Origin of the sequence: Methanococcoides seepicolus, assembly GCF_023684405.1 — an archaeon.
In the GTDB taxonomy this organism is placed as follows: Archaea; Halobacteriota; Methanosarcinia; order Methanosarcinales; family Methanosarcinaceae; genus Methanococcoides; species Methanococcoides seepicolus.
Genome location: NZ_JAGSOI010000036.1, coordinates 1 through 17728 on the forward strand (window position 1 = coordinate 1; position 17728 = coordinate 17728).

Consider the following 17728-nt stretch of genomic DNA (forward strand, 5'->3'; position numbering starts at 1 on the left):
ATCTTTTGTTGTTCAGCAATTATGTCGTATAACGTGGTGACAAGAGTAACAACTGCTTCTGGACCTTGTTCATAAACTGCTAGGATTTCTTTGCGTTTCGTAATCAATCACCTCGTGCCTGGTAAAACCAGGTTGAATTTCAGGGAGTGACTAAAATAGAGGCATAGTATATTGTTTTTTGGTAAAATCAATATCAAGCACTGATGGAATTGTGTTGAGTATTCTAAGTTTATATCAAATACGTGAGGATGGCTGAATAGTTACAATTAATTAAAAGAAAAGGGAAGAGCTTGGGGAGTTTTGCAGGCTACACAACTTATTGTTCAAGATCGGAGTAAATTTTGATAAATTCGGCCATTAGGGTTACGATAATGGAAGAATAATACAGCCACAAAAAGATCGCTAGAAAAGCACCAATTTTAGTATAAACGGTTGTGAAATTGCCATATGAAATATATAAGCTAAAAAGATGTTTGCCAAGAGTAATGAAAAAAACAGTAAGAAATGAACCTATGACAATATACTTAATTTCGACCTTCTTATCAGGAAGAGTTATATAAAGATAAATAAAAAGTAATATAAGTACAAAGAAGGTTGCGATAGAAGAAACAGATTGCATTAGCTCCAAAGGCAACGGATGGATGATGGTAAGCATGTTTGAAATCACTACTAAAAATATCTCTGCAAGAATACTTATTATCAGCAACAAGCTAAAGATAAAAACCGCAACAAATGAAGAAATACGTTTCTTAAACAATCTTTGACCCCATCCCTTTTTAGAATCCAAAACTCCCCACATATGATCGATCGTTTTCTGGAACTGCAAAAAGATGTTGCCAGCACTCCAAAGGAAAAGTAAAAAACTGGTTATCAATCCAAAGGTCAGGGAACTTGTTTCCGGTAATTGATGGAAAAGCAGGTTCAATGAATTTATAATTTCTTCATCTGCAAAAGGTGAAACGTAATCGATAATTATTGCCTGAAGTCGTTCCACTTTCAAGAACATTCCCCCTAGGGATAATGAAAATAAAAGTAAGGAAGGAAGACTGAGTATTAAATAAAATGAGAGAGCTGCACTGAAAGAGGTACCATCGTCAGCGTTCCATCTTTTAATGGTTTGTACAGCTACATCCTTGAGTTTTCCCATGAAAAGTAATGAACTTATATCTACAATTAGTTTCTGATAACGTTCATTTTCAGGGTTAAAAAAAAGAACGATGTTTATACTTATTTTTGCCCCACAACCTTTCTGGACGAAAAGTATTTAAGCCAAACCGCACAAGAATTTAATGGGAGTAACGGATCAGCGTTTTGCTGATGTGGAGCACATTGTAAATAGATCGTTTTACTGAAAAGGGGGAGAATATGCCAAAATTTGAAGTATATACTGACAAGAGTGGAAAATACAGGTTCAGGCTCAAAGCAAAGAATGGAGAGATCGTAGCAACAGGTCAGGGCTATGCGACCAAAGCAGGCTGCATGAATGGCATAAAGTCTGTCAAGAACAATGCCATGGATGCCGAGATAGTTGAGATTGAAACACCCTCTGAGGAAGAATAAGTTTTCATTCCGGATATCCGGAATGGACCATTAATCCTCTAACCATTTTTTATCATTTTTATCATTTTTATATTTTGAGATAGCTCAACCAGCATCCACGACAGCTCTTTTTCCTGAACTAACGGCAGGTCATACAATAGGCCACACAACAACAGATAACGATGATGCATTACGTGCAGCCCGTATCCTGCATATCCGCACCGGTATTGAACCTGTAAATGATCCCGCCGTGGATCATGAAATAGACATCTTTTAGAGGATCATGTATAACCCTTGCATCCATGTCTACGGCAGCATCCACAAGGTCCTGAAGAGAGGATAAGCCCACCTCTATCAATGAACCTACCTCAACAGGAAGACTGCCTTTGCTGATGAAATCCTTGAACTTGGCATGTTCGCTTTCCACCTCCAGCTGCCTGATATGTGAAAGAGGCACTTCCTCCTGTTTCCTGATCAGACCAAATAACAAGATCAGAACCATGCTTGAAAAGAATGAAAGAATAGGGAGCACCAGCACTGAGATAGATGGTACATTTTTCACCTTTAGGGTCTCATAGTTATCAACAGTATTGCTAAAATCAAGATCCTGGGGAATCTGGTAGAATGAAGAACTGATAATAAGAGGCATGCTAAATTCTTCTACACCTTCGACATTCTTGCCGTTCACATTGCCATTATATGATACATATGTGACAACTTCGACCTTTGCACCCTGAGAGTAGCCGATCTCACTCTGCACATCCTTGATCTTTGATTGAATTTCAGGAACGTTCAGAGAGAAGTTATATGAGAATTCCCCTTTATTACCAGCCTCAAGCGGACCAGTTGTAACAGGATACTTCTTCTGCCAGAATACTTTGTCCTTCCCCCCCACATTGCCAGTGGTGGTGGCAACTACGAATGTATCACAATCCGCATCTATCTGCACAGAACCCATAGAATCAATTGCGTATGTGAAAAAAACGTCCATGGTCGGGGATACGCTGAAGAAGTATGCCGGCTGACCGGAATCCAGGATCTTACCCCGGGCATATATGGGATTTGAGAGAGTTACAGGCGCAATAAAATCATAATTGGCTGAATGTGTATATGATGAAGCTATGACCCGCTCATAATGGTATTGATTATTTTCCCTGTATTCCATACAGATCCAAGATACCGATAGAATAAGCAATACCCCAAGTATCACAGATATGATCCTGGTGTTCTGTAAAACCTGATTCCTGAGTTTAAGATATGTTACATTCAGTTCGATCCCTCAAATATACCGTTTTGCAATTAAATATGATACTTTTGATAGTACATATGAATTTATTGACTCTGTATGGCTGCCATATGAAATAAATTATCACATTAAATGAAATCTTCTCAAGCTTCGGGACACACGCCGGATAATCAAATTGATCCTAATTCCCTTTGTTTTTGTTTTCCTGAACCATAAAGAAATGGAAAGGACGATAGCAAGAGATGAATAGAGAACTATAATAAAGAATGCAGGAAGATATGGATCGATCTGAGCCAGTAAAATTATCCATAGTACCGGCAATACGTATGGTACCGAGGTCACGCCCACATCCATCGGACCAGATGAAGACATTACAACGGATTCATTCGTTCGGGGAATCACTGAATACCACGGTTCGATGGCAAGTCTTTGAGTAGTATCATCCGGCGTTATCACTGAAACAGATGAAAGATAACCATAGTTTTTGAAAACGTATTCTTCTTCAAGGGTAGTGTGCCCATTCCCACCCAGGTTTGGAAGAACAAGTGCCATCAAAAGCAGCAGGGAGATCAATGCAACCCCTCCGAGTACCCTGCCATGTACGACATTAGGCATCTGTCTTGTACGTTTCCTTTTTTCCCTTTCCATCTTGCGGGCACTGACAGGATTGCTGGCCTGGATTATCTTTTTGACCTCATCGAGGATCAGAACGGAAGCCGGTAGTATGATCGTGACTAAAAACAACAGTGAGTTCTTGCTCGCAGCAGGAAGGTAACCTGCAAAGGGTATGACAAAGACCATCTTGCCCACAAGTTTGGACGCCGGTACCAGATAATTATCCTGTTCCTCATTGGCATCACCCTTTGTCTGGAAGACACGCTCATCACCTTCCTCCATGGACATAACCCTGTGAGTTATCATGATGTTGGGGTCACCACCCGGGTCCAGAAAGCAGATCACATCGCCCAACTCGACCCCGTCAGCGTCTGCGGAGTTCACGACCACCATGTCGCCAACCCTCATCCCGGGGTGCATGCTCCCACTTAAGACAATGAGAAGCTGGGAAGAACCTGTAATTATGGGAAGTATGAAGTTAGTCCCCACTAACAGAGCAAGTATAAGAGCTACTGCCAGTAGGACGTTCTTCCTCATTTCACCACGTCAAACCAGACACTTTTGTTCGAACCATCTTCCATGATGAAATTGATCATGAAAGGACCTGAAACCTTACCATCAAAATGGAAACTGACCTTAGAAGAGGATTCCTTATTGAGAGTGAAATCATTGCATTCAAGGCGATCACCGGACAAATTACATCCACTGAATATTTCATTATTACCAGTCACCTTGATCGATGTTATATTGGTCATATCCACGTTGAAGAGATTCCAGCCAACATTCATCATGTCAATGGTTATTTTTTCATCCCCGGTATTCTTGAGAACTATAGAAAAGAGTTTCGATTCGTCGCCATAACCTTTAAGCTTGGCTTTTGAGACATCAACCTCAAGGAAATCGACCTGAGTGTTCCAGACACCTGCAGTGATGGTATTTCCCATACTACGCTCTGTATCGCTGAGATATGAATAAGTACCACCAAATGATGTGAGAGATAATAACAATATACTGAAAATAATGAACTTTGTGATTGGATTCATTTTAAAGTCCCCCTACAGTCGAAGATACTGTATATCTCAGACGTAATTACAATTACGGCAGGAATGATGACAAGCATAATAAGACCCTTCGAAGTGGAAGCAAATCTTGGCAGCCCGCCAAGGTATGGTATCTTTAAACACATGACTCCCACAATGTCCTCCGGCTTTACCACGTAACTGTCAGCCACATCGTAGGCATCCCCTTTCGTCCTGTATCCATCGTTTGAAAATCCCACGATCCTGTGGATTATAACCACCGGTTCATCCCTATCCTCCAGATAATGACGATAGGAGATTATATCACCCAGCTCAGGACCACCGCTATCGACAGCATTTACAACGACAATATCACTTGCCGTAATGGTTGGCTCCATACTGGTACCACTCACCATCATGAAATGAAGTGAACCTGTTGGGACCATGGTAGCTATAATAGGCATTGTCACTGGAGACTTCGACATCGCTGAATGAGGCAAATGTCCCTGCACCTGCCAGAAGATATCAGAGCGATTGAAAGAATCGCGGTAAATATTGTTTTCATGTCACTACCTCTTAAAGTAAAAGTGGGAAAAGGTCCCACGATCTGAATTATACAGACTGTACAAGCATTAATTTAAGATCAAAGGTTGTTGAATCGCCCTGAATATTGTTTCCTGCATCTGGAGAAACGACATAACCTACAGTGATATTTGCAGTAACGCCACCTCCAAGGGTACCTAATATAAGACCAGTAGAAGGGAATTCAGACAATTTATTATTAAATGCTACACCTGTAAGGGGACTAGTAACTGTAAAAGTCATTTCAGCATCCAGATTGCCTGTAGAGTCAGCAAAATCACCAGTCACCCCATTATGTTCGCTGGAGTTCTGAGCTAGGTTTTCAACAAATAGTGTAAGATTTCCGTCAATATCACCATTATTGGTAACAGGTACAGTTGTAGATCCAGTCTTGCCTGGGTACACATCTTCCAATACTACTGGTATTGAATCAGCACCAGCTACTTTAAGGTCCAATGTTCCTGCTGTGAATGTGTTACCTGCGCTTGTCTCTGTATCACTGAATGTTGCCCATGTACCTGCACCAGCGGATGCTGCCACCACGCCAATTAAAAGAAGGCTCAAAAATATGCTTTTGTTTACCATCGTACCACCTATTAATTTATAGACAAGGAATTTTTATGATATAGTTATTGGCGGATTACCGAGCATGATTTACTGATAATGAGAGATTACCAGCTTCAATAAGCTTTGTGAATTAAAGATTTGGTAATCGTTCGTTAACAGGTTTAACATGTGGATACCTCTCACATCCTGATCTTTTTCATGTGGGTAAAGTGGGCAACTGATGAAATGAGGAATAACATGTCCACGAAGAATAGCCACTTGATCGAAGAAAACCAGTCAAAGAAACCTAAAAATACAGGTAGGCTGCCAAACAGCGCCACAATACTCAGGCCCACGTAATAGTGGCTCCAGGGGATGTTACCCTTTTCGACAGTTTCCAGGTAAACGCTAAAATTATCGGCCCCAGGCATAAGTTCAACCCTGTCCGCCTCACGATCGTATTTCACGATACCCATTTGCTCCATCTTTGGCAGATGGGTCTGGAGCAGGGAGACGTATATGCTCTTTCTCACTTTACTTGCAGGAGCAGTGGTTCCTGACTCCATCTGGGCTATATCTTCCGAGATGGAACGAAGGCTACTGCCACCATTGGCATTAAGGATCTCCAGAAAATGCCTTCTGCGATCATTCTGCAGAACGGAAAAGATGTCACCCTTTGATAACTGTCCGCAATTATCACCACTGAAACTTAAGTCACCTTTGTATAAGCCCATGTACCACATCACCTTTTAATCAACATTCCAATCTAATGCAACGGATTTTGATCAATTGTGGGGCAAGCAGTTGGTATCTCTAGTATCCACTAATATACACAAAAGTGAAGCATACCACAACGCAGACTCTCATTGATTCAGAAAGGACATCCAAAAAAGAGATCCTTGTTGAAGTCTGAATCAAACGGTCTTCAAATCGTTATCCACCACAATCTGATTATCACGAGTTAATTTTTAGAATAAAATAAATTAGGTAATATATAAATTATAGGTTTGTTTATGCTGTTAACGATTGTTAACCCATAAAAGAACTGGAGGATACAACTAAAATTACGTACTTGTAGAAATTTGAAACGAAAATATGCAGAGGAACTTTGTTCAGAAAAGAACAGATAGCAAGTAAAAATTTGAAGTTCAAGGTAGTGATATTTTTGTTTATTTGAGGAGTTCTACAGAGCATAAAAAACCATAGATATAAATCGAAATTATTTAATAATCATGTACCATCCAGCCAAATTCCTTATATCCTCAAAGGAGATTCCCGCATAAAAACGAGGGATGAAAAATGAGAGGATGGATCCCATAAAAGCATTCCGAGCTGGAATTGAAGCCGGAAACCTATGAAATAAACCGGCTTCTTGAAGTTGCTGAAGAGAACAACATCGAGATGAAGGTATTAACACCCGAACAATTCGAGCTCATCGTCACAAGGGATGACCGAAAGAGCATTCTTTTGGATGGAGAGACAGTTTCCCTTCCGGATTTCCTCCTACCTAGGATGGGTGCGGAAACCTCATACTACGCACTGGCGATCATAAGACATCTGGAAAGTCTTGGAGTTCACACATTCAACTCATCCCAGAGTATTGAAACCGTTAAGGACAAGCTTTATTCCCACCAGATACTCGCCAAAGCGGACATTGCGTTCCCGAAAACAATGCTCGCGAAACATCCCATCGATGTAAACCTTGTTGAAGACCAATTTGGCTTTCCTTTGGTCGTAAAAGCCCTATCAGGTTCAATGGGGAGCGGAGTTTTCCTTTCAGGAAGCAGATACAACTTCATCGACCTGATGGAACTGATACGTTCAACAAAGAGCAACGTCAATTTCATCCTGCAGGAATTCGTAAGTACCAGCATGGGACGGGACCTTCGTGTCATAATTATTGGAGGACGTGCCGTAGCCTGCATGGAAAGGGTAGCAAAGGAAGGAGATTTCAAAGCTAATTTCTCAAGAGGAGGATTGGGCAGGTCCTTTGAAATGACACCTGAGATAGAATGGCCGGCTACCGAAACTGCAAGTGTTTTCGGACTTGAAATTGCAGGAATTGACCTGCTTTTCGATGGAGAACACTTCAAGGTATGTGAAGCGAATTCTTCCCCCGGATTCGAAGGCGTGGAGAGCTGTTGTGGCATAGACATCGCACAGGAAATGTACAACTTCATAAGAGTGCGTCTTGGAATATTCCCGGAAGAAGAAGAAGAGAATGAAGAAAAGAGGGATTAAAGAGGTTCTCAAGAACCTCATTCCATCACATTGTCAACGGTGAACTCAAACGTATCAGTAACACCGTTCACATTTACTGTATAAACGCCCTTTTCAAGCCCATAAACATCCAGAGGAATGTTCACTTCAAAAGGAACAAGTGCATCAGTACATACTAAGTCCTTTGGTCTTTTGGTCTTCAATGCAATATCAAAACCATTTCCAGTATTAACGACCTCAATGTTCTCCATATCAATGGTAGTACAGCCATCGGGCAGATTCCCAATTGCTGTTACACTGATCTGAAGAGGGAATGACTCCATAACCATTATTTGAATATCATCCACAACAGCAGTACCAACGACATATTCCACATCATTGTCATCGGATGCAAGAGTATCATCCAGAACGACTACATCCATACTGAAAGTATCCTCTTCTCCGGTCACATTATCCCAGGACCTCTTGTAAATAGCATTTATCTGATAATTTCCCTCAGATACAGCTTTGAGGATCCATTCGTGCACACCGCCAGCACCCGGCATAGGTTCATCCGGACCTACGAACTCATCTTTTACCAGCACAATGCCTTCAGGAAGAGAAAGGTCCCACGAATAACCTGTGGAAGGATTCTCATTGAGCTTCAGAACTATACTGTCACCCACCTTAAGAGAGATCTCACTGCTGTTCGCTTCTTCAGAAAAGACAGTTCCTGAAGCAACCGTATCATCAACATCCAGAGTTTCATCGTTAGTGCCGGTATCCGTGCAACCCATCGAAAATGCTGCCACCGTGACTGCAACAATTGTTATCAGTACGAGAATGCCCATTCTTGTATATCGCGTCATTGTAATATATCTCCTATATAACAGAAATGACTCGTTCCTATATAGCCATACCTTAAACTACGAATTCATTTGAAGCTATCCGATATTGATTTTTCTGCAAACCGAATATAATTGCCCAGGGATAAATGAGGTGATGAGAATTTACAGTCTTTTTGAGACCACCTGCCCATATATGCATTCACCACCATACCCATCCCAAAATAGTATAAAAAATTACATGGATACTTTATAAATATGATTAAGAGCACATTTTTATTGAGTACGAAGAGGAAATGCCATGAAGTGTAGAAGGACCATACCTATCATATGTTTACTAACAATATTTTTGACATTGACAACCGCAGGTGCATCGGCTGCGGAGAGTGGTATAGTCATTCAGGAGATATACAGCGATATTGAGTCCTGTGATATAACAGTAGCTTCTTCAATAACGATCGAGGATCTTACACTGGAGGTCCAGCTTTTACAGAAAGGCAGAGCCATTGACAAGGCAACGATACCCATTGACAGGATCGAAACGAACTCAAACATAATTAAATTCGTCCAATGGCATACCACTAGCACCCCTGACGGTGCATATCAGATAGATGCACAGATCTTCAATGAAAAGGAAGAGATATGCTCCACAGAATATGAGTTCATTCACGGCAGACAGATCATCCCGGACGTCATCTTTGAAGGCATTATCTCCAATTCAGAAGGTGTCAGCGCAGTGATAAAACCAACTGACACAAGTCTGGCCGATATCGAATATATGCTAGTGGAAGGAAATGATATCATCTATTTTACAAAGGATGAAAAGATCTCGATCCATACAAATCCTTTAACGGTGAACAAAAGATGGAACACCCTTCTGGCAAATAACAAGAAATATACCGGGCGTGTGAAAGTGCGCATCTCAGATCCAGGATCTATAATTGTGGCCACAGATACGTTCACATCAATGGATGATGCAGAGATCACTGACATATATAAGGATGAAATCGGTGCCAGTGCCACAATTGCTGGAAATTCACAGGTACCTTTTGATGGATATGTTCGTTTCACAGTTTACAATGAGAACAGCGACGAGATAATGGAATCTGCGATCATGAGATCACCCATCCTCCTTACTGAAGATGACGAGACCGTAGAGACCATCTGGAAGAAACGCCTTACTGAAGGCAGGTACAAACTGGCGATCGAGATCATCGGAAACGATGGAGATATCCTTGACATACAGGAAACAATGATCGATGTCGAGAAAGTAACGGTATTTTCCAATGATATACCAGAAGGAACAAATGATGGGAACAGTACACCCTCATTCTTGATCACGACCGCTTTGGCAGCGATCTCCGCAGGAGCCATAGTTCTCCGCAGGAAACACTTTTGAAAAAGTGGTAATATGAGATATGAAGTATTCATTGCACTGAGACATTTAAAGAGCAGGAGGAGGCAATCCCTCATATCCATCAGTGCAATTGGGATTGCAGTCATGATACTGGTGGTATCAAATGCATTCATTGCAGGTTTCACAGAAGAGATATATGAGGTCACTGTTGAAAAACTCCCACATGTAGTCGTTTCACCTAACGAAGGAGAAGACTACATCCATTTTTATAATAGCATCTTACCAGAGATCGAGGATATTGAAGGAGTGAAAGCTGCATCCCCCTTGCTGCAAGGAGAAGCCTCATTTCGATACAAGGACAAAACGCTTAATGGAATTATAATGGGAGTATATCCTGAAAAGGAAGAGAGGATCTCCCACATATCACAAGATATGGTCGAAGGAAATTTCTACACCCTTGAACATACCAAGAACACGATTATAATAGGAGATGATCTTGCCGAAGACCTGGAAGTAAGGGTTGGTGATGACATATCCGTCTCTTTTCCCACTGCAACCCCAACCTCCTTTGAGATCATAGGGATATTCGACACCGGCAGTCCTGCAGATGACCTGATCACATACACATCCATCAGGACCGCACAGCAGTTTTACGATTCAGGAGATGCCATCAATCTGATAAACATAAGGATATCGGACTACAATGATGATCAGGAGATCGCAGGTAAGATCAAGGACATGGGGTATGATGCACAGGGGTGGACCCAGACGAATCCGGAAATACTACAGACCATAGCCATTGAAACAACATCCAATAACATAATGCTGGGACTTATCCTTCTGATAGCTTCTTTTGGTGTTGTAAGCACATTGAACATGACCGTTATGGAAAAGGTCGGAGAAATAGGCATACTTATGGCAATGGGCACTCCGGCATCCACGATACGCAGGATATTCATCCTTGAAAGTGGGATACTGGGATTGATAGGGGCGATCATCGGATCAGTATCGGGAATAATAATAGCCCTGATGATAGGAAGCTATAGCGTCCCCGCGGATTTCTATGGAATAGAGAGGATCCCCGTGATCATCAACAGTATGGATATCTTTATAACTGTTGTAGGAGTTTTTTTACTTAACCTGATCGCAGGAGTCTACCCTGCTCAACGTGCAGCAGGATTGGATCCGGTAGAAGCGATTTCATCAAATTGAGAATTAAGTCATTGTTGAGCAAAATGTTTGCAGCACTTATTTACTAAATTTATAATTTTACTAAAAAATTAGTAAAATTCCGGGTTTTAAAGCGCAACGTGTATATACAAGTAAGGAGTTCTTGCAATTAGATGAGCGGGCAACTAATTCTTTTCAAGTACCCCCCACTCCCCAACCCGCTCATACCACCTTCATCCAACAGACATCTTATTGATGCTTTTTTTAACAATCTTTTAAATTGAAAATGACATATTTTCAACTTACATGTTCGCAAAAATGGATATGATCACTTCAGATAGATCTTTACTAATATCAGGGGACCCCATAAGCGTATTTGTAAAAACGACATCTACCCCTACATTTTGAAACTGCTCAGGAGAAGCAGTATCACGATCATCGAGTACAAGGACATCAAGAAATTCACCATAACACTCGGCAATACCTCTTGAGGATACCTCAAACCCACGAGCATTCATAAGCTTACCCGCCGGGCCGCTAACTGCTTCATTCCCGATGATAGGACTTACAGCAACCACTTTTTTCTTACGGAGGATCCTGGACATACCAGGAAGGGAAATGATCGGACCTATGCTCGTAATAGGATTGCTTGGGCCTATCAGAACCTCATCATCTTCCTCAAGCGCTTCAAGCACCAGCGGACATATGGAAGCATCTTCAATACCTTCCTGTTCGACGGACAGAACTTCCGGTTCACCGTGCTGTTTTACCCAAAAATCCTGGAAATGGATATTACCAGAAGGAGTCTCTACCATGGTACGCACAGGATCATCAGACATTGGAAGCACATTTACATTTATCCCATATACAGAAAGCAGTTCTTGTATAGAACCTGACAGAGCCATTCCCTGCCTCAGTAGATCCGACCTCATGATATGAGTGGCACGATCAAGATCACCTATCATCATACCTTCATCATGACCAAGTTCTTTCATAGCCCCATGGGTTTGGAAAGTATCATCTTCCACACCCCACCATTTATCCCGATCGATCCGACCAGACAAGAGATAGAGGATAGTATCGATGTCAGGAGTTATCAGGTTTCCCGATACCCATACATCTTCAGCAGTGTTCACAACAACGGTCAATTCATCCTCCGGAACAATGTGCCTCAGACCATCGAGCAACTTAGGAGTACCGGTTCCACCTGAAAATATGATCATATAATATAACCTCAGTATTATGCATTAACGGAACATGATTATATAATGAGGTATATTTAAAGGGTATGAAGGTAATCCGGGATCCGGTACACGGCTATATAGAACTGGACGAACTGATCTTGCCGCTAATAGACACTCCGCAAGTGCAGCGATTAAGAAGAATAAAGCAGTTAGGTCTCTCGAATCTAGTGTACCCCGGAGCAAACCATACCCGTTTTGAACATTCCCTGGGGGTCATGCACCTTGCCACCATGTTGACCTCACAGATCGATTCCATCGAGAATGAAGAAAAGGAGGAGCTTCGTGCAGCAGCGTTCCTTCACGATATCGGACATGGACCCCTTTCACACGTAACTGAGAGCCTGATCAAACAGTATACCAGAGAACGACATGAAGATGTCAAACCTATCCTCAGGAAAGGAGAGATAGCCGAGATATTGCAGGATAACGGCTTAGATCCAATGACCATCGCAGCCCACATAAAAGGTGAGACCGACCTTGGGAAGATAGTCAATAGTGAGATAGATGTTGACCGCATGGACTACCTTGTGAGGGATGCACATTATACTGGCGTGGCCTTCGGGCTTGTGGACTATGTTCGCCTCATACATGAGATGAAGTTCTACGAGAACAAACTTGTTGTCAACTCAGGCGGCCTGAAAGCTGCTGAATCCCTTTTAGTATCACGATTTCTGATGCACCCCACTGTTTATTACCATCACGTATCGAGGATAGCTGAGACGATGTTCACAAGGGCAGTGAAGCACCTTATTGACAAAGGCACACTTGATCCTTTCAAATTAAGAAGGATGGAAGATGACACCTTATTTGAATTGATGAGAGCAGATGACGATTACGCAGGAGAGATAGCCAAAAGGCTTGACGAAAGAAGGCTCTACAAACGTGCCCTGCATGTAGGTCACGAAGAAGTGGGAGAAGGAGTTATGCACTATCGAGGAAAGGTGGAAAGGGCAGAAGCCGAGATAGCGGATATGGTCGGCATAGACAGTCGTGAGATACTGATAGATATTCCGAAAAAGCCGGAAATTGCAGAAATGAAAGCATTGATCAAGATGAACGGTAAGATGGTACGTCTTGATGAGGCATCCAATATCGTTGCAACCCTTGAAAAAGCACATTTTGACAATTGGAAGATGGGAGTTTACACTTTAAAGGAGCACAGAGATGCCGTGAGTAAAGCTGCACGTGAATTCTTCGGTGCTAAAAAAGAAACCACACAATATCGTTTTAGTGACATTGAGGGATAAATTTTGCCAACAATAACAAAGATAACAAGTCGGGGAGAACTTGTACTGGAACATAGGAATCTCGGGGACGACATCATTGTGACACTCACAGGAGGAGATGGACATGTGGGCGCAGTTGCTGTTGGGTACTATGACAATACACACGGACATGCATCCTCTTCAGTTATCACATTGCCATCCCACAGAGATGATGCTATTGCACTTGATGCAGCAAGGAAGATAACTTCTGCCACCCATAACACAACCATCCTTACTGCAGGGATACATTTTCCAGACATAACCGATAAGGAGATAAGAGAAGTGCTTTCAAAGGCTGATGAGCTTATTAATGACCTTATAACATCACTGATGGAGATATAACAATGGAGATAGTTATCGGCATAAGTGGAGCATCCGGTGCACAGTATGGCATTCGTCTTCTGGAAGTCCTTTCTGAAATGGATATTGATACCCACCTGGTCCTCACAGAAGCAGCAAAGAAGATACTCGCAGTGGAAACCGACTACACCACGGAAGATATCGAGGGTATGGCCACCGCAGTTTACGATGAGAAGGATTTTACAGCACCCATAGCAAGTGGATCCCACCCTTTCGAAGGGATGATAATTGCCCCCTGCAGCATGAAAACACTGGCATCCGTGGCAAATGGAACATCTGATAACCTGATAGCACGTACTGCAGATGTTTGCCTTAAGGAAAGGCGTAAACTGATACTGATTACACGTGAAACCCCCCTTAGCGGAATACACATAGAGAACATGCTAAGAGCACATAATGCAGGCGCAATTTTGTTGCCTGCGTGCCCGGGATTCTATAATCGACCAACCACAATAGAAGAACTTATCGATTTCATGGCAGGGAGAGCACTTGATCTGATGAAGATAGAGAATAGCATATATCGTCGATGGAAATAAAAAACTGGCAGTATAAGCATGTTTTCCATTCAATTTCCATAAAATTTGATGCCAAAAACAGATTTAATAGATAAGTATATCTACTATAAGTCATATTTAGGAAATCGTGTCATGAAAGACGCTGCATGCGAGGTTTTTTGCATGTGATTCACACGATGGGATAGTAGGGTAGCCTGGTCATCCTCGAGCGTTTGGGACGCTTGGACTGCGGTTCAAATCCGCGCTATCCCACCAGAATCTTTTTTGAGATACAGTTTACAATTTTGTCGATATAATTATCCATGCTCATAATTTATCCACAACATAGCATACATGCTTATTTTACATTACGACCTTAGTACGAGCTACAGCGTCATTAAAACCTCATTTTAGCCACATCACCATACGATCAACCCCATACACCATTAAGACCACATTGGACCCACCAAACATTTACCCATTTGAATTTTATGAGCCTTAGACGTTCAGTAGAACATCTTGGATAGTTTTATTAAATATGCAGTACACACAAATTGCCATGGCCAGCGTAAAAATAAAACTGTTCGCAAATCTCAGGGAGACTGCAGGAGTTTCCGAAATTGAGCTTAAGGGAGAGAACATTCAGGAGATACTTGACTCCATTCTGAACAAATATCCACAGATGCAGGACTTTATTTTTAACGACGTCGGTGATAAAAAGGAACTTCGGACCTATATCAATGTCCTGGTCAACGGGAACAATATACAGCACTTGGAAGGATTGAACACTGTTTTGAACGAGGATGATGAGGTCGCCATATTCCCGCCGGTATCCGGCGGTTAAGGCCATTTCCCGATGAACAGAGCAGAACCGTCCCCGGTAATGAAAGCCCCCAAGCAGCTCATTGAGCTATCAGGCATTGCCTCAGGGGGTTTTTTGGGTGCTATCTCAAGATACCTTTTAACCTCGACCATAGTATCACCAGCAGGAACGCTTTTCGTTAATGTATTGGGAAGTCTGTTCTTAGGAATGTTGATGTACGACAATGAATATATCGGATACATTGACCAAAGAACGCGTTTGATCATTGGCACAGGTTTTTTGGGCTCTTTCACCACTTTTTCCACTTTTGCAGTGCAGACATATTCCCTTGGAGGAACTCCTGCAATAGTGAATATCTTAGCGAACATAATCCTGACAATTCTTGCAGTGTTTGCAGGCAGAGGCATTATCATACACATATCAAGGAGGAGGAGCCAAGATGACTGGAGGACTTGAAGAGATTCTGCTGGTCGGGCTTGGTGGAGCCATAGGTGCTCCTTTGAGGTACATAGTATCCGGCATAGTGCCAAAGGCCAGGAACCTCCCCACAGGAACACTGCTTGTCAACGTCATTGGAAGCATTATGCTCTCGACCCTTACATTTGCATCATCACAAAATATTAGCCTGCACCTTGTAAATATAGGAGTGCTTGGCTCTTTCACCACATATTCTACGTTTGCATACGAAACTTCCAGAATGCTTGAAGAAGGAAGAACAATAGATTTGATATTAAATATAATCTTGAATCTATCCCTGTGTATATTAGGAGTGTTGCTAGGACATCAGTTAGCAAGTTTAATCTAATTTGAAAGAAAATGAGTTAGTATGGTATCAAAAATTCTCAAGATATACCTTAATGAGAACAGCAAATTCGAGGGAAAGGTTGCACATGAGGCCATAGTGGAGATGCTCAGAGAGGCTGGCATATCAGGAGCAACCGTGCTTCATGGTATCGAAGGATATGGCGTGCATAACGAGATACATACTGCAAGCATACTTAGGCTTGGAACCCAGCTCCCACTAATAATAGAAGCTGTTGATTCAGAAGAGAAGATCAGGGAGATACTCCCAAACATAAGGAAAATGGTTCCTGAAGGACTTGTTACTCTTCAGGAAGTTGAGATAATATATTGAATATCAGCGGTAAAGTACCACTGAAGTCCCTCTTACATCAATGAGTGTTGCCTTTGTGGCCTCAACGAGGGCTTCAGCAATCGCATCAATTCCATCTTCATAAGAGGCACTTTTAAGAACTTTCACCTTTACGAGATGCCTCTCCTTGATATGTTTTTTCAATTCAACGATAAGCTGGTCAGTGACACCGCTTTTGCCAACATTGACAATAGGCTTGATATGAGTGGCTTCAGACCTAAGTTTGTATAGTTTTTCTTTATCCATAATGAACCTACAGAAAATTTATTTGAGTTATACCTTTCGGCAGTACATGAGAATAGTGCTTTGAAAGACAGATATTTTCAAGGGAACTGTCATTCAGTGGAAAGAATGTTAACATCAGTACCATCTATCTCAAAATCATACCATTTGGTTGGTTTTTGAGTGATACCCAGTACCCTTATAGCATACCCAGAATCAGTTTCCTTTATCTCGATCATACCATCGAACAGTTGTTTCAGAGTAGCCACCGTCTGAGGATCGTGCGTCTCATCCTCGACCACAAAGATACCAAATGCTTTTGCGGCTTTGACACGCCCTGTGTAAACATGTAAGAATCTGAAAACGGTCTGCAGATTGGAATACATCAAAATAGTAGATAATGAGTTGATGCATAGCCTCAGGCCAATGGACTCCCTCTGCACGAGGAATTCCTCAAGGTACTGACCCATCCTCACACCGATGCCAGTAAGATCCACCGGGCTTGCCGCCCTCTTGATCATATCCAGATCCTGCGTAGGAATACCAAGTGTTTTGGTAACACAGTCCACAATACCGATATTGGCATTCTCGAGATCAAGATCATTAAGAGAGAACCATTCGAGGACGCGCTCCCCAGTCTCACGAGTAGAAACGATAATAGAAGCTTCGTTGTTCTTCAGGCCAGTATGAACGATCTTATTGAGAAGATCATCCTTTCCACACATAGGAGGACCTATCAACATAAGGTTGGTACCCTCTCTAATCCCTCCGATCAGGTCATCAAGTTCCTTTATACCTAATAAATACTCAACCATGTGTATATTCCTACGATGAATTCGTCCCTGTCAACAATATGCGCAAACTCTGCACACGAATAGCAGGTGCATTTTATTATAACTATTTAAGAATGGCGTTGAGATAGTAGATGTTTGCTTATGCGTACAAGCAGTACATGATAAAGAGATATCATGTTGACATGTTCTTTCGCTTGAGACTACAAATATATTGCAGCATGGCACAACATAATAATAACATATTATTCTTTAGAG

22 protein-coding genes and 1 tRNA gene are annotated in these 17728 nt (G+C 41.9%); 12 read left to right on the forward strand and 11 right to left on the reverse strand.

The window, feature by feature from the left end; genetic code table 11:
- Positions 1–316: 316 nt before the first annotated feature.
- A complete protein-coding gene (locus KDK67_RS09015; RefSeq protein WP_250868462.1) occupies positions 317–1147 on the reverse strand; it encodes a YihY/virulence factor BrkB family protein in 831 nt (276 codons plus the stop codon).
- A gap of 218 nt (positions 1148–1365) precedes the next feature.
- On the opposite strand from KDK67_RS09015, the gene KDK67_RS09020 reads away from it, so the two are divergent.
- Positions 1366–1560 carry a YegP family protein gene (locus KDK67_RS09020; RefSeq protein ID WP_250868463.1) on the forward strand — a complete coding sequence of 65 codons (195 nt, stop codon included), beginning with the start codon at positions 1366–1368 and terminating at the stop codon, positions 1558–1560.
- Positions 1561–1729: 169 nt separating this feature from the next.
- On the opposite strand, the gene KDK67_RS09025 is transcribed toward KDK67_RS09020, so the two are convergent.
- From KDK67_RS09025 to KDK67_RS09050, 6 genes are all read right to left on the reverse strand, one after another.
- Positions 1730–2704, reverse strand: coding sequence for a DUF5305 domain-containing protein (locus KDK67_RS09025; protein ID WP_250868464.1), 975 nt, complete (start codon positions 2702–2704; stop codon positions 1730–1732).
- 204 nt (positions 2705–2908) lie between these two features.
- The gene (locus tag KDK67_RS09030; protein ID WP_250868465.1) at positions 2909–3937 is read right to left on the reverse strand and encodes a signal peptidase I; all 1029 of its coding nucleotides are present in this window, start codon (positions 3935–3937) and stop codon (positions 2909–2911) included.
- Positions 3934–4443 carry a SipW-dependent-type signal peptide-containing protein gene (locus KDK67_RS09035; RefSeq protein WP_250868466.1) on the reverse strand — a complete coding sequence of 170 codons (510 nt, stop codon included), beginning with the start codon at positions 4441–4443 and terminating at the stop codon, positions 3934–3936. Before KDK67_RS09035 ends, KDK67_RS09030 begins: the two co-directional genes overlap by 4 nt.
- Complete coding sequence (locus KDK67_RS09040; RefSeq protein WP_250868493.1) at positions 4440–4883, reverse strand: signal peptidase I; 444 nt, start codon at positions 4881–4883, stop codon at positions 4440–4442. The genes KDK67_RS09035 and KDK67_RS09040 overlap by 4 nt, the downstream gene beginning before the upstream one ends.
- A gap of 148 nt (positions 4884–5031) precedes the next feature.
- Positions 5032–5586 (reverse strand): TasA family protein, encoded by a 555-nt coding sequence (locus KDK67_RS09045; protein ID WP_250868467.1) that lies wholly within the window; start codon positions 5584–5586, stop codon positions 5032–5034.
- A gap of 161 nt (positions 5587–5747) precedes the next feature.
- A complete protein-coding gene (locus KDK67_RS09050; protein ID WP_250868468.1) occupies positions 5748–6281 on the reverse strand; it encodes a DUF7344 domain-containing protein in 534 nt (177 codons plus the stop codon).
- Positions 6282–6885: 604 nt separating this feature from the next.
- On the opposite strand from KDK67_RS09050, the gene KDK67_RS09055 reads away from it, so the two are divergent.
- A complete protein-coding gene (locus KDK67_RS09055; protein WP_250868469.1) occupies positions 6886–7788 on the forward strand; it encodes an ATP-grasp domain-containing protein in 903 nt (300 codons plus the stop codon).
- Positions 7789–7805: 17 nt separating this feature from the next.
- Here the strand turns inward: KDK67_RS09055 and KDK67_RS09060 are convergent, their stop codons facing one another.
- Complete coding sequence (locus KDK67_RS09060; RefSeq protein WP_250868470.1) at positions 7806–8615, reverse strand: protease inhibitor I42 family protein; 810 nt, start codon at positions 8613–8615, stop codon at positions 7806–7808.
- Positions 8616–8892: 277 nt separating this feature from the next.
- Between KDK67_RS09060 and KDK67_RS09065 the strand changes: the two genes are divergently transcribed.
- Entirely contained in the window at positions 8893–9990 is a 1098-nt protein-coding gene (locus tag KDK67_RS09065; protein WP_250868471.1) for a hypothetical protein, read from the forward strand.
- Positions 9991–10002: 12 nt separating this feature from the next.
- The gene (locus KDK67_RS09070) at positions 10003–11160 is read left to right on the forward strand and encodes an ABC transporter permease (protein WP_250868472.1); all 1158 of its coding nucleotides are present in this window, start codon (positions 10003–10005) and stop codon (positions 11158–11160) included.
- Between the two features lie 260 nt (positions 11161–11420).
- Here KDK67_RS09070 and cofD read toward each other — a convergent pair whose 3' ends face one another.
- Entirely contained in the window at positions 11421–12341 is a 921-nt protein-coding gene (cofD, locus tag KDK67_RS09075; RefSeq protein ID WP_250868473.1) for a 2-phospho-L-lactate transferase, read from the reverse strand.
- Positions 12342–12406: 65 nt separating this feature from the next.
- Between cofD and KDK67_RS09080 the strand changes: the two genes are divergently transcribed.
- The 8 genes from KDK67_RS09080 (at position 12407) to KDK67_RS09115 (ending at position 16439) form a co-directional block, all read left to right on the forward strand.
- Entirely contained in the window at positions 12407–13609 is a 1203-nt protein-coding gene (locus KDK67_RS09080) for an HD domain-containing protein (protein ID WP_250868474.1), read from the forward strand.
- Between the two features lie 3 nt (positions 13610–13612).
- Complete coding sequence (lpdD, locus tag KDK67_RS09085) at positions 13613–13969, forward strand: prenylated flavin chaperone LpdD (protein WP_250868475.1); 357 nt, start codon at positions 13613–13615, stop codon at positions 13967–13969.
- A gap of 2 nt (positions 13970–13971) precedes the next feature.
- Positions 13972–14523 (forward strand): UbiX family flavin prenyltransferase, encoded by a 552-nt coding sequence (locus tag KDK67_RS09090; RefSeq protein ID WP_250868476.1) that lies wholly within the window; start codon positions 13972–13974, stop codon positions 14521–14523.
- A gap of 157 nt (positions 14524–14680) precedes the next feature.
- Positions 14681–14757 (forward strand) — tRNA-Pro (locus KDK67_RS09095).
- Between the two features lie 283 nt (positions 14758–15040).
- The gene (locus tag KDK67_RS09100; protein WP_250868477.1) at positions 15041–15325 is read left to right on the forward strand and encodes a ubiquitin-like small modifier protein 1; all 285 of its coding nucleotides are present in this window, start codon (positions 15041–15043) and stop codon (positions 15323–15325) included.
- 12 nt (positions 15326–15337) lie between these two features.
- On the forward strand, positions 15338–15760 hold the full coding sequence (crcB, locus tag KDK67_RS09105; protein WP_420846937.1) for a fluoride efflux transporter CrcB: 423 nt from the start codon (positions 15338–15340) through the stop codon (positions 15758–15760).
- On the forward strand, positions 15744–16109 hold the full coding sequence (gene crcB, locus KDK67_RS09110; RefSeq protein WP_250868478.1) for a fluoride efflux transporter CrcB: 366 nt from the start codon (positions 15744–15746) through the stop codon (positions 16107–16109). Before crcB (KDK67_RS09105) ends, crcB (KDK67_RS09110) begins: the two co-directional genes overlap by 17 nt.
- A gap of 21 nt (positions 16110–16130) precedes the next feature.
- Positions 16131–16439, forward strand: a complete 309-nt coding sequence (locus KDK67_RS09115; RefSeq protein WP_250868479.1) for a DUF190 domain-containing protein — start codon at positions 16131–16133, stop codon at positions 16437–16439.
- A 3-nt stretch (positions 16440–16442) separates the two neighbouring features.
- Here the strand turns inward: KDK67_RS09115 and KDK67_RS09120 are convergent, their stop codons facing one another.
- Both KDK67_RS09120 and KDK67_RS09125 read right to left on the reverse strand, forming a co-directional pair.
- A complete protein-coding gene (locus KDK67_RS09120) occupies positions 16443–16703 on the reverse strand; it encodes a YhbY family RNA-binding protein (RefSeq protein ID WP_250868480.1) in 261 nt (86 codons plus the stop codon).
- An 89-nt stretch (positions 16704–16792) separates the two neighbouring features.
- Positions 16793–17494 carry an RAD55 family ATPase gene (locus KDK67_RS09125; protein ID WP_250868481.1) on the reverse strand — a complete coding sequence of 234 codons (702 nt, stop codon included), beginning with the start codon at positions 17492–17494 and terminating at the stop codon, positions 16793–16795.
- Positions 17495–17728 lie beyond the last annotated feature (234 nt).